General features: G+C 53.7%; 9 protein-coding genes and 1 pseudogene. 3 read left to right on the top strand and 7 right to left on the bottom strand.

The genetic code is table 11. The annotated features are described in order from the left end of the window. Positions 1-2 precede the first annotated feature (2 nt). The gene (locus tag RCA23_RS15985; protein WP_052377097.1) at positions 3-488 is read right to left on the bottom strand and encodes a hypothetical protein; all 486 of its coding nucleotides are present in this window, start codon (positions 486-488) and stop codon (positions 3-5) included. Positions 489-585: 97 nt separating this feature from the next. On the opposite strand from RCA23_RS15985, the gene hemB reads away from it, so the two are divergent. The 3 genes from hemB (at position 586) to RCA23_RS08095 (ending at position 4,788) form a co-directional block, all read left to right on the top strand. Continuing rightward, the gene (gene hemB / locus RCA23_RS08105; protein ID WP_044049886.1) at positions 586-1,596 is read left to right on the top strand and encodes a porphobilinogen synthase; all 1,011 of its coding nucleotides are present in this window, start codon (positions 586-588) and stop codon (positions 1,594-1,596) included. An 87-nt stretch (positions 1,597-1,683) separates the two neighbouring features. After that, the gene (locus RCA23_RS08100; protein WP_044049885.1) at positions 1,684-2,241 is read left to right on the top strand and encodes a lipid-binding SYLF domain-containing protein; all 558 of its coding nucleotides are present in this window, start codon (positions 1,684-1,686) and stop codon (positions 2,239-2,241) included. Positions 2,242-2,310: 69 nt separating this feature from the next. After that, a complete protein-coding gene (locus tag RCA23_RS08095) occupies positions 2,311-4,788 on the top strand; it encodes a penicillin acylase family protein (protein WP_044049884.1) in 2,478 nt (825 codons plus the stop codon). Here the strand turns inward: RCA23_RS08095 and hflX are convergent. The 6 genes and pseudogenes from hflX to RCA23_RS08065 all read right to left on the bottom strand — a co-directional run bounded on the left by hflX (position 4,748) and on the right by RCA23_RS08065 (position 12,960). After that, positions 4,748-6,052 carry a GTPase HflX gene (gene hflX, locus RCA23_RS08090; RefSeq protein WP_044049883.1) on the bottom strand — a complete coding sequence of 435 codons (1,305 nt, stop codon included), beginning with the start codon at positions 6,050-6,052 and terminating at the stop codon, positions 4,748-4,750. The two genes, RCA23_RS08095 and hflX, sit on opposite strands and share 41 nt — an antisense overlap. Positions 6,053-6,057: 5 nt before the next feature. Beyond that, positions 6,058-6,291, bottom strand: coding sequence for an RNA chaperone Hfq (gene hfq / locus RCA23_RS08085; protein WP_044049882.1), 234 nt, complete (start codon positions 6,289-6,291; stop codon positions 6,058-6,060). Between the two features lie 108 nt (positions 6,292-6,399). Continuing rightward, complete coding sequence (locus tag RCA23_RS08080; RefSeq protein WP_169701373.1) at positions 6,400-7,824, bottom strand: potassium transporter TrkG; 1,425 nt, start codon at positions 7,822-7,824, stop codon at positions 6,400-6,402. A gap of 62 nt (positions 7,825-7,886) precedes the next feature. Beyond that, positions 7,887-9,272: pseudogene (trkA, locus tag RCA23_RS08075) on the bottom strand (Trk system potassium transporter TrkA); the annotation flags it as partial. A 68-nt stretch (positions 9,273-9,340) separates the two neighbouring features. Further along, complete coding sequence (gene ntrX / locus RCA23_RS08070; protein ID WP_044049880.1) at positions 9,341-10,741, bottom strand: nitrogen assimilation response regulator NtrX; 1,401 nt, start codon at positions 10,739-10,741, stop codon at positions 9,341-9,343. After that, positions 10,738-12,960 (bottom strand): sensor histidine kinase NtrY-like, encoded by a 2,223-nt coding sequence (locus RCA23_RS08065; protein WP_236631332.1) that lies wholly within the window; start codon positions 12,958-12,960, stop codon positions 10,738-10,740. The genes ntrX and RCA23_RS08065 overlap by 4 nt, the downstream gene beginning before the upstream one ends. Positions 12,961-13,062 lie beyond the last annotated feature (102 nt).

Below are 13,062 nucleotides of genomic sequence, written 5' to 3'. Positions count from 1 at the left end.
TATCATTGTGTCAAGACCTCGAACCCGTAGCCAAATACCCCGGCGCAGAAAATAGCCGCGGCGCCTGTGGCATAGATCTTTAGATGCAGTTTTTTCAAATCTTTGATCACTGGCTCAAACTCCTGATGATCGGCGCATATGGTCTGCGCCGTGCGATAACCCAATCGGAAAATCACCAATTCTGGGAGGATCAAAAGACTGGCGGCGGCACAGAGTTCGATCTGGTAGATAAACCCCAATATGAAGAGCACCGATACCAAAAACGACAGGGCGACCACAACAGCGAGCGGCGCTTGATGGGCTGTATCAACCCTGCGTTGGGCGCGCCACTTTACGATGGTAAAAAGCTGCCCCCTGTCTTTGGATTGAAGGCAATCAACAGGCACTCCGAGGACTTGAGCGCCATGCCAAAACCATTGCAACACAATAAGAGACCAAAACCATCCGCTGCCAAAGGCATCCCATGAAAGAAGATCAATGAGGCTCATTAAGGGTCACTTGAATTTGGAATTTGCATTTTTTCTCTGCTACACCTAAGCCGATCAGAAGAAAACCCAAACTATCTATGTAAATGAGGTTCCAGTCATGGCGCGTTTTCAAACCCAAGCCCCCTTTCCTGCCCTGCGTCCTCGGCGGCTGCGGGCCTATCCTGCACTGCGGGCGATGGTGCGCGAAACACATCTCAGCCCCGCTGATCTGATTTGGCCCATCTTTGTCATGGCGGGAGAGGATAGCCACGAACCCGTGAGCTCAATGCCGGGTGTCAGTCGCCACACGGTTGATCGGTTGCCCGCTTTGGCGGCGACGGCCCATAAGCTCGGCATTCCTGCAATCTGCATTTTTCCATATACCGACCCGGCATTAAAAACCGAAGATTGCAAAGAGGCTTGGAATCCTGACAACCTGTCCAATCGGGCCATTCGAGCGATCAAAGATGCCGTTCCTGACGTCATGGTCATGACAGATATTGCGCTAGATCCTTATAACATCAACGGCCACGATGGCATCGTGCGGGACGGTGAGATCATTAACGACGAAACCGTGGCCGCTCTGGTCAAAATGGGCCAGGCACAGGCTCAATCGGGAGCCGATATTCTTGGACCGTCTGATATGATGGATGGGCGCATTGGTGCTTTGCGGACCATGTTGGAGCAAAACTCCTTCCACAACGTCAGCATATTGAGCTATTCTGCCAAGTTTTCTTCCGCATTTTATGGGCCATTCCGCGATGCCGTTGGGGCCACGGGTGCGCTCACCGGCGACAAAAATACCTATCAAATAGATCCGGCAAACAGCGACGAAGCCCTGCGGATGATCGCGCGGGATTTGTCTGAAGGGGCAGATATGGTCATGGTCAAACCCGGCATGCCCTATTTGGACATTTGCCATCGGGCGAAGAGCGAATTTGGCGTGCCAACATTCGCCTATCAGGTGTCTGGAGAGTATGCGATGCTGCAAGCGGCGGCGCAAAATGGCTGGCTTGACGGGCGCCGGGTCATGCTCGAGAGCCTCATGGCCTTTAAGCGGGCCGGATGTGACGGGGTTTTGAGCTATTTTGCGCCAGAGGTCGCCGAAATCTTAAACGGCGCGCATTGAACCTGGGCGCGCTAGTGACAGGCATCAGGAAATGATATAAAATTTATCGAAGATCCGATAAATCGGACAGAAAAAGGCGGAGCATCTATGACACAGACAACACGACGAAATTTTTCACTTGGCCTTCTCGCCCTTGGCGGCACAGCGGCCTGTTCAAATGCGATTGGTTCTAATAAGGCACCGCAAATTGATGCGGCTGTTGAGTCAACGTTACAGGTCATGTTTGACAGTTACCCCGGCACCCAACAATTGGCCGAGAACGCCAGCGGCATGTTGGTCATGCCTTTGATTACCGAAGCAGGTTTCGGCCTGGGCGGCAGTTTTGGGCGTGGCGCGCTGCGGGTTGGTGATTCCAATGTCGATTACTATTCCGCGGCCGGGGCGAGCGCCGGGTTGCAACTTGGTGCGCAGCAATATTCACATGTGCTATTTTTCATGACCGATGACGCATTGGCCGGGTTTAGAGCTTCACCGGGCTGGGTGGCTGGCGCAAATGTTGAATATGCTTATCGCGATCACGGCGACTCCTTCGCCGCCGACACCACCACCACGCTTAATCCGGTCATTGCCGTGGTCTTCGCACAGGCCGGCCTGCGCCTCGGCGCCACGGTTGAAGGAATAAAGTACACAAGGATTATCCCGTAAGAAACTGATTATAATTAAATAAAAGCCAAAATGCAGGGCAATTTTCCGCGCTGCCAGTGAAAGTACCCTATGGATCGCATTTTTGTATGGCTCATGCGTCTCATTCTCAGCCTGGCTGTCATTGGCGCCCTGTTTTTTGCTTTCAGCTGGTATGTTCTGTCCCGCTCCCTGCCGGACTACACAAAGACCGTACAATTTGAGCAGCTGATAGCTCCGGTGGAAATTGTTCGCGATACAGCCAATGTGCCGCATATTTTCGGCAAAAATGATCACGATACACTGTTTGCCCTCGGCTATGCCCATGCCCAGGATCGTCTGTGGCAAATGACAATGCTGCGTCGTACGGCGCAGGGGCGGCTCTCGGAGCTTTTTGGCGAGGCCACCCTGCCTATTGATATGACGGTGCGCCGCTTGGCGATCTATAGTGCCGCCCGGCAATCGCTGTCGGCCCTTCGCCCCGACACGCTTGCCAAACTGGATGCCTATGCGCTTGGGGTGAATGCCCGGCTCCTTGAGATAAACAACGGTGCACTCGGGCGGGGCGCGCCGGAGTTTTTCCTATTTTCCAACGCGATATCCCCGTGGACCGCCGCCGACAGCCTGGCGATCATCAAACTTATGGGGATTCAGCTCTCCAGTCATTTACAACAAGAAGTGCTGCGCGCGCGGGCGTCTCTCATTCTAGATGATGATCGGATCAAGGATTTACTGCCCGATATGCCGGGCAATAACCAAGCGGAAATCATCGATTTCACGCGCCTATTCCCAGAGATCCCACCCAATAGAGCCACAGCTGAAGCGCCGCGCTCAGCCCTCTCCCCGTTCAAATCTATAGCCCTTTCGGGGGCTTCGAATGCATGGGCCGCCTTGCCCGGGCGCAGTGCCACCCGCGGCACGCTTCTGGCCAATGATCCGCATCTCGAACTCACCGCCCCCTCAATTTGGTATCTGGCGCGTCTCGAGCTCTCCACCGGCGGCGTCATTGGTGGCACCATTCCCGGCCTTCCGCTGGTTTTGGTGGGACGCTCTGCAAAGCTTGGCTGGGGCTTAACCAGCTCAAACCTCGATGATACAGATATTTACATCGAAAAGCTAAATCCACTGGAGTCAAGCGAATATCAAACACCGGAGGGCTACAAACCCTTTATCAAAAAGCAAAGCATTGTTCGGATCAAAGACAAATCACCCGTGACGTTGGAGATGTTTTGGACGGATAACGGCCCGGTTTTGCCCGGCAGCCATGCGAACCTAGGCGCTGTGACCCCGGCCGGTCATGTCACGTCGGTGGCTTGGACGCTTCTATCGAGCCAGGACACATCCGTTGAGGCCGGTTTTGATCTGATGGCCGCGCAGTCGGTGCAGGAAGGCTTGCAGGCCTCCCGCAGTTTCGTGGCGCCCAGTCAGATACTCACGCTAGCCGATTCCAAACAGATTGCCATGCGCACCATCGGCGCCCTACCCAAACGCGATCCGCGCCACCAATCCAAAGGGCGCCTGCCAAGCGCCGGCTGGCTGGCACAAAACCGGTGGCAAGGCGTTCTTGATCCCTCGGTAAATCCGGTTTTTCTAAACCCCGCCAGTGGTATTTTGGGACACACTAACAATAAATACACCGATCGCAGCTTTCCCGAACATATCAGCTATGATTGGGGCGACAGTCAGAGGGTTCAACGGATGACGCGCCTGCTCCAAACCCGAGAGGCCCACACCCGCGACAGTTTTATCGAAGCGCAATTGGACAGCGTGTCGCCTGCCGCGCGCACAATTTTGCCGCTGATCGGCGCAGAGCTTTGGTTTCAATCAGAAGCCGTGGCCGAAGACAGCACGGCCGGAAGACGCCAAACAGCCTTGGATCTTTTGGCCAATTGGAATGGTGAGATGAATGAACACCTGCCAGAGCCATTGATCTATGCGGCCTGGCTCAGAGCCTTGCAGAAGCGTCTCATAGTGGATGAGCTTGGACCGTTGCATGAGGCCTTCACCCATGTCGAGCCGCTCTTCATTGAGCGGGTGTTTCGCGATGTGTCAGGCGCCAGCATTTGGTGTGACGTGGTGCAGTCGCGCAGAATGGAGAGCTGCTCTGAGATGTCTCGTTTGGCTCTGGATGATGCCCTCGCCGAACTGGTCGAAACCTATGGCAGCGAAATCACCGCTCTGCGCTGGGGAGAGGCGCATCAAGCCACCCATGATCATCCGGTTTTGGGCGATATTCCGATCTTGAGGTGGTTCGTAAACATTCGGCAATCCACCTCCGGAGGAGACCATACGCTCCAACGCGGCAAGACCATCGGCACAGGGCCGAACCCCTATCTAAACGCCCATGCAGGCGCCTATCGTGGGGTCTATGATTTTGCCGATCCTGACAGTTCTGTTTTTATCATTTCGACCGGGCAAAGTGGGCATCCCTTGTCGCGGCATTACGACAATCTCAGCAAATTATGGCGCCGGGGCGAATATGTGCCCATGACATTGGATGAAACTTTGGCCCGAGCGGGTGCAACTGGCCTTACGACCCTGACACCAGTTTTGGACCAAACTGATCGCTAAAGGCTTTCTTTTGGCGTGCTGTCCAAGAGACTGATAGGGAAAACCCCTCTTGCGTTTGTTGCTCGTCGCGCACCAAACCTTGCTCAAACAACCAGGCGCGCGCGCGCCCTTCGTCAAAGCCAAGCACAAGCTCTGATTGGGTTTTGTCAGGCGTCAGCCGCCTTGACACGGCATCTAAAAACTCAGGCACGCCTGCGCCGGTGAGCGCCGAAGTGATGAAGACATCATCCGACCGCTCAGCCGCGTTTTGCAGCGCCTCCAAGGCGCTTGGGTCCAAGATATCGCTTTTATTCCACATCTCAATGCGTGGCACATCGCGATCCAAGCCTAACGTTTCGAGAATCGTGTTCACGTCCTGCGCCTGCTCTGCAGTTTCGGGATGGGCGATGTCGCGTACATGAACAACCAGCTGCGCTGCCGTTACCTCTTCCAAAGTCGCGCGGAAGGAGGCGACAAGCTCGGTTGGCAGATCAGAGATAAAACCCACAGTATCTGACAAGATCACATCCATGCCACTGGGCAGTTTCACCGCGCGCATCGTCGGATCAAGAGTGGCGAAAAGCATGTCTTTGGCCAAGACCTTGGCCCCGGTCATATAGTTGAACAATGTCGACTTGCCCGCATTGGTATAGCCCACAAGAGCCACGATTGGATAAGGCACTTTTGCCCGTGCCGACCGGTGTAGCTCGCGCGTTTTCACCACCTTGTCGAGTTGTTTTTGCAACCGCACCAATTGGATATCAATGGCCCGTCGATCGGACTCAATTTGCGTCTCGCCCGGCCCCCCCACAAAACCAAGACCGCCCCGTTGACGCTCCAAATGGGTCCAAGCGCGCACAAGCCGTGTACGTTGATAGCTCAAAGCGGCCATTTCCACCTGCAAAACCCCCTCACGGGTGCGCGCACGATCAGAGAAAATTTCGAGGATTAAGCCGGTGCGATCAAGGATTTTGACGCCCCAATCTTTCTCCAAGTTACGCTGTTGCACCGGCGAGACATGCCCATCTATGAGCACAAGTTCCACTTCGGCAGCTTTAAACAACTCAGCAAGTTCAGCGATTTTTCCCTTGCCAAAGAGCTTGCCCGGATGAGCCCGGGGCAAACGCACAATGGTTTCTCCCATCACTTCGAGCCCGGGAAGCGCATGAGCCAAAGACACCGCCTCAGCCAAAGCATCCGTCGCAGCGCGCGCGGAATAATCGGTTTTTATATCGGGATGTAAAACCCAAGCGTGGGTCTCATGCGCATCTGGCGTATTGCCCATAATGCCTATTCTTCACCGTCATAAAGAGAAATTGGCTGCGCTGGCATAATGGTTGAAATCGCATGTTTATAAACCAATTGCGATGCCCCATCGCGGCGCAAGAGCACGCAGAAATTGTCAAACCATGTGACAACGCCTTGCAGCTTCACGCCATTGATCAAAAAGATGGTGACAGGAACCTTGGTTTTGCGCACTTGATTGAGAAATGCGTCTTGTAAGTTTTGTTTATCGGAAGCCATTCTTTAAGCCCTTTTTCTTGCGGGGACACACAAAATTACACCCCGGAGTGGTTAGTATGTAGTGGTTTTTCAGCAATTTCTAGTAGCAAATCGGCATAAATTTCTGCGTCAGCGATAAATATCAGGATTTAACAAGGCCAAGAGCGCCAACACCTCAAGCCGACCCAGAACCATTGCCGCAGCCAAGATCATCTTGGCCTGGGTTGGAAGTGCCATCACCAGCGTCTGGGTGCCGTCGCCTGTTGGCAAAAGTGGTCCTGTATTGGTGACAGTGGCCAATGTAAGGTACAATGCTTCTTTCACCGGGCTGCCTGTGAGCGTCAACGCCAGGGTGGTGACCCCCAGAACCAAAATGAACAGCACCAAAAACACACAAGCCAACATCGCACTGTGATGATCATGCGAGCGGCTTTCTATCTGCCCCGATATCACCTGTGATGGTGCTGTAAGGCGATTGACCTCGGCTTGGCTATGACCGGCCAGGATAAAAACCCGCAAGAGTTTTATGCCCCCAGCCGTTGTCGCCACGCCGCCGCCAATCATGGCCAGCGCAACAAGTATGATTTCCACCGGATCCAAGGTCACAAGTCCCGAAGGCAGAAATTCGGAAGCCAGCCCCGTAGTGGTCAGGAATGACAGGCTGGTAAAAAACGCGCCCCAGATCAGCTCAAGACCCGCGCCAAGACCCTCAACATATCGCGCCCCTTGTCCGATGAGAACAAGCGCTGCCACAAGAACCAAGCCAGCGGCCACGCGAAGTTCTGGATCTTCGGTCATGCGCCATTTACGGGCTCGGGCAAAGACTGTTGAGAACGTAGAACGTGACAGGGCAAACAGCATCACAAATGCCAAAATCACCTCTCCAGACACACCACCGACACCGGCATGTCCAGGAATTTCAATCCCAAATGTCGCAATCGTTGCCATGGCGCGCAAGATTGCATAGGTCGGGTCGCCACTGACGATCAAAAGTGCAAGAGCCGCTACCAGCGTGATCCACAGATAGACCGGCCCAAGGCGATGGGCTTCGCGCCAGAATTTCTCTGCCGGCAGTCGACCTGCGGTTTGCCGCGCGCTTTGTGATCGGGTCATCGCCTCTCCCCGGGCCCCCAGATGCTCAAATCCGCCCAGATTGAGCGGTGCGAAAATCGACCAGGCGAAAACCCAAATCAAAAACCCACTGGCCCAGCCCAGACTGACCCGCCAAATGACCAATGTTTCGCTCAAGCTGCCAGGGGCGAAGACCGGAAGACCAGTTGTTGTCACGGTGCTTACGATATCAAGATAAGCGTCAATAAACCCACCTGCTCCGCTGACTTCATAAAGTGGTATGGCCAAAAGGATCGGAAAACCGAGAAAGAAGGAGATCAGCGACCAGAGTCGCGCATGACGATGCATAGGAAAAACAGTGCCTTGTAGAGAAAACCCCAAAAAACTCAAACCAAAGAGCCCCATGAGCACGGCATAAAAGAAGCTACGCCCCTCGTGGGAATCTCCGGATATGAATCCGTGCACCGACGGGATCGTCATCATCACAATTAGAAGAGTTGGGATTGAGATTGCCAGCGGCAATTTCTGAAAACGCACCCACATGACTAGAAGAAATCTATCGTAACTTGTAGCAAACGTTCCACTTCGGCCACATCTGCTGAGAGGGAGAAAAGAACCACATGATCCCCCTCTTCAATACGCAGGGAGCCAGAAGGCTTTAGGATCTTATCCCCCTTTCGCACCGCGCCGACCAGCACGCCCTCGGGAAACTCAATATCGCGAATATTCTGACCCGCTATGGAGGAGGTCGACAAAACCTGTGCTTCAATCACTTCCGCTTCCGCGTCACCAATGGAATAGACGCCCCGCACACGCCCATGACGGATATGGCGCAAAATCGAGGACACGGTCGTCGCCCGAGGGTTTACATGCGCATCAATTCCCATGGCGCGCAGCAGGGGCTCCATCGAGGGATCGTTGATCAAACATATCGCCAGCGGACAGCCCATGGATTTGGCTCGAATGGCCGCAAGAAGATTGGTTTTGTCGTCATCGGTCACCGCCAAGATCGCATCGCTGCGTTCAATATTGGCCTCCGATAGCATATCTGCATCCAATCCATCCCCATGAAGAACGATGGTTTTTTCCAACAATTCAGCCGCTTGCTCTGCAGTGAACCGGTCTTTCTCGATCACCTTAGCCCGAATGCGGCTGCTGCGGTTCTCGAGGTTCTTGGCCACAGCAAACCCGACATTGCCGCCGCCAACGATGACGATGCGATCTTGCACATGAGCGGTTTTACCAAAGACCTCCAGCGCCCGCTGCACATCATGTTTTTGCACAAATATGTAACAAGAATCCCCGGCAAAGAGTTGGTCACCGGAGCTCGGGACAAACAGCGTGCCATCGCGCCGAATGGCCACCACCACGGCGGAAAGTGTTGAGAAAAGGTCAGACAATTGGCGCAACGGTGTGTTAAGAACCGGGCATTTATCGTCCAAAGTAATCCCAAGCAATTGGACATCACCGTTGAAGAAAAATTCCGTTTCGAATGCGGCAGGCGTTTGCAGCCGGCGTAAAGCGGCCTCGGAGACTTCTTTCTCTGGGCTAATGACCACATCGATTGGCAGGTGATCGCGGCGATAGAGATCAGCATAAATTGCATCCAAATAGCTTTGCGACCGCAAGCGCGCAATTTTACGCGGGATGTTAAACACAGAATGCGCCACCTGACAGGTCACCATATTGACCTCATCGGAATGGGTGGCCGCGATGACCATATCGGCATCCTGCGCACCGGCGCGCGCCAAAATATCCGGATAGCTGGCAAAGCCAACGATGCCTTGAACATCCAAAGTGTCTGTCGCCCGGCGTACCAGATCAGAATTGCGATCAACGACTGTCACGTCGTTTTTTTCATTGGCGAGATGGCGTGCAATTTGCCAGCCAACCTGACCTGCTCCGCATATGATCACTTTCATGGGTTTTGCCCCCTTGAAATCAGATGAACTCTGCGAGCGGGTGTGTCAGACCACATGCAGAAGGTCAATTCTTTCATTCACTCCGGTTCAAGCTGTGCGTGCAGCCCACGGCTGCGATTTGAGGTCACCACCCCGAGCGATTTTAGTTTACGGTGCAGCGCTGAGCGCTCCATACCAACAAAACTGGCGGTGCGGCTGATGTTGCCGCCAAAGCGGTTGATTTGCGTTAAAAGATATTCCCGCTCAAAAAGCTCGCGGGCTTCGCGCAAAGAATAAGTGGCGACACTGCCTGAAATCACGATCTGCCCGTCCCGGCTGTCGCCTACACCTGTTTCATTGGGCAGCTCTTCGGGCTCAATATCCCCCGAGGTTGGACCCATGATCAACACCCGCTCCATGAGGTTTTTAAGCTGGCGAATGTTTCCGGGCCAAATCATACTTTCCAAAGTCGTGGCCGCATCTTCGCTCAAGCGGCGATTGGGCAGGCCAAGCTTGTCATGAAACTCACCCAAAAAATGCTCCGCAAGAACTGAGATGTCCTCGCGACGTTCCTCAAGGCTGGGCACTGCAATCGGCACCACATTGAGGCGGTGGAACAATTCTTCACGGAACGCTCCGCGCTCAATCTTTTGCGTCAAATCTTTCGCCGTGGCTGAAATCACGCGGATATCTACCTTCTGTGCGGCGGTTCCATCCACCCGCGTGAAGCTTTGATCTACCAAAACCCGCAAAAGCCGAGCTTGTACGGCCAGCGGTAAATCTGCAATTTCGTCAAAAAATAAAATACCGTTATGCGCCGACTCTAATAGGCCCATTTGATGCAGCCTGCCGTTGAGCTCGACGCCAAATAGCTTTGCATCTGCCGTCTCAGCATCCAGAGAGGCGCAGTTGACCACCACAAGCGGTGTATTGAACCTGATTGAATTAATGTGAATGTAGCGCGCAGCCGTTTCCTTGCCAACGCCAGATGGGCCCGTTAACAAAACGCGCCCATTCGATTTCGTGACCTTATCGAGACTGCTCTTCAAGGCTTTGAAAACAGCACTTTGTCCAATGAGTTCCAAGGGTTGTTGGTACTGGCTGCGCAGAGCGATGTTCTCACTGCGCAGGTTGGCCACTTCCATAGCCCGGCGAATAACCACCAGCAATTGATCTATATTGAAAGGTTTCTCGATGAAATCGAACGCGCCTTGCTTGATCGCCGCAACAGCAATCTCGATGTTACCATGACCGGAAATAATCACCACCGGCACATCCGGGTAATTGGATTTCACGGACTTCAAAATATCAATGCCATCCATCGCACTGTCTTTGAGCCAGATGTCTAGGATCAGCATAGCCGGGCGCTCATCGGCAATCTGGCGCATGGCTGCATCAGACGTGCCCGCGAGCCGTGTTTTGTAGCCTTCATCGATCAATATTTCAGAGATCAATTCACGGATATCGCGCTCGTCATCAATAATCAAAATATCTGTCATGCTGGTATTCCTAGATCAATTTTCTGTGCGATGCTATCGGCCAGACGTGGCAGCCAAATGACTGCCTTTGCCCCTGGCCTGTCGCCTTCTTGGAAGGCTTCCGCATCCGTCAGTGCAAAGGTGCCTCCATGTTCTTCGATGGTTTTCACTACAATTGACAGGCCAAGGCCCGTTCCCGATAGGCGATTGGTCACATAGGGTTCGAGCAGACGTGCGCGATCTTCGGGCAGCCCTGCGCCGTTGTCCGATATCTCCACAACCACCGACCGATCTGTTTGGGCCGCTGCAATGCGAATTTCGCCCATATGATCGGGCTGATGCGCTTTTCTATCGTCGATGGATTCGCCGGCGTTCTTTAACAAATTGGTCACAGCACGGCCAATCATCGCAGCATCTGCATCAATCCAAAGCGCTTCTTTCGGCAGATCCAATGTGAATTTCACATCTGGCTGTCCACTTTCTTGCAACAAGATCGTCTCCTTGAGAAAGTCAGCAAAATTCGTGTGGCGACAATCTGGCTCCGGCATACGCGCGAATTGCGAAAATTCGTCGACAATGCGGCTGAGCTCATTGGTTTGGCGCACAATGACATCCGTCATACGTTCCAGCTGCTCTGACTCCTCGCCAACCTGTGGTGAAAATTTGCGTTTAATACGTTCCGCAGACAGTCGAATAGGTGTCAATGGGTTCTTAATCTCATGAGCAATCCGCCGGGCGACATCGCCCCAAGCGGCCATGCGCTGTGCGCTGACGAGATCCGTGACATCTTCCAGCGCAATCACATAGCCCTCTGCATCAGACAGCTCACCCGAGCGGCGCGCAATGCGTACCAAAAGGCTCTCTAACTTCCCACGGCGCACCACCCGCACTTCGCGTTGCGCCACATCAGACAGGCTTGAACAGAAATCTGTGAACATACTGGCCAACTCAGGCACCGCCTCCGAGAGCGCGCGCGGCTCAGCGGACTCTGGTAAATCCAAAACCCGCTGGGCGGATTTGTTTAAAAACATAATATTGCCCGCTTGATCGAGTCCAATCACGCCGGAGGTCACAGAGGCCAGAACGGAATCAAACAATCTTCTTCGGCGTTCCGCTTGATCTGCACTCTTAAGTAAGGTGTCGCGTTGACCTTTCAATCTATGGGTCATTTGGTTGAAGTAACGCGCCAGCATCGCGATCTCATCATCGCCTTTGATATTTTCGATCTGCGCGTCCAAGTCCCCTGCCCCAACCTTTTGCGCCGCCGCCGCCATGCGCCCCACGGGACTGGCCAATCTTTCAGCAAACCAAAGCCCAAGCCAGGTCGCGGTCAAAATCAAAATCACCGCAAAGGCCAGATACAAAAGCCCAAAATCAAACAAGAGCCGCCCGCGTTCCGATTCAAGCTGATTATAGTAGCGCGCGGTTTCGGTGGTTTCTTCGAGCAAGGCCAAAAGAGATCCCTCAACACTGCGCGTTAGGTAAAGATAGTGGTTGGTGTAAGTTTGCAATCGGATCAGGGCCCGCATCTCATTGCTGGGCCAATCTGTCATAATCACCGGCTCCAGCCCATCTGCGGCCATAATTTGCGCGTCGGTTGGTTGTTCGTAATCAAACAAATAGGACGACGGTCCGCGCAGTCGCAACTCTCCCAGATTGTTGATGATGTAGATCTCTTTAAAGCCGCGTTCAAACTGGGTCTGAAGACGGGTGAGCGCCGGGCTGAGTTGGCTGTCCATATCTATGCTGCGGGAGAAAAACGCATTTTGGTTCAGATCATTAAGGCGTTGCGCAAAAATTTTAGTATCCGATATGACCCCGTTGCGAGTCTGCGCCTCATAGGCCTGCGCGGCACTCAAAGAGGCCCCGACCGCATTGCGCACCCTTTCAGAAAACCACCCCTCCAGCGCCTGATTGACCGAAAGCACAGCAAATATGGCGACCAAAATCGTTGGGAACAGCGCAATCACCCCGAAGGCCGTCGTGAGGCGGAAATGCAACCGCGAGCCTGCCGATTGCGCCCGGCGGGCGGCCGCCAGCTGGACAATTCGGCGAATCAGCAATGTTGTGATAAACAAAATATAAACAAAATCAGCGGTCAAAATAAACCGTAGCGATGCCCGCCCGCCTTTGATCGGCTGCATGGCATAGAACGTCAGGAACACCAGCAAAGGCCCCGTAACCACCAAAACAAAGGTAAAGTTCGAGTTGACCTGCGGGTTCGCACGCAGATCGGCCATTTTGTCTAATAAAGAACTGACAAGCCCTTGGCGCATTTCTGCTGACCCTTTTGATGACCGCGATTCCTGCGCATTGTGGAAAAGTGCCAAAATGCCACGCTT

This window comes from Planktomarina temperata RCA23, assembly GCF_000738435.1.
Lineage (GTDB): Bacteria > Pseudomonadota > Alphaproteobacteria > Rhodobacterales > Rhodobacteraceae > Planktomarina > Planktomarina temperata.
Note: the sequence above shows the minus strand (reverse complement) of the source record. Positions and strands in the feature narration are given on the sequence as shown.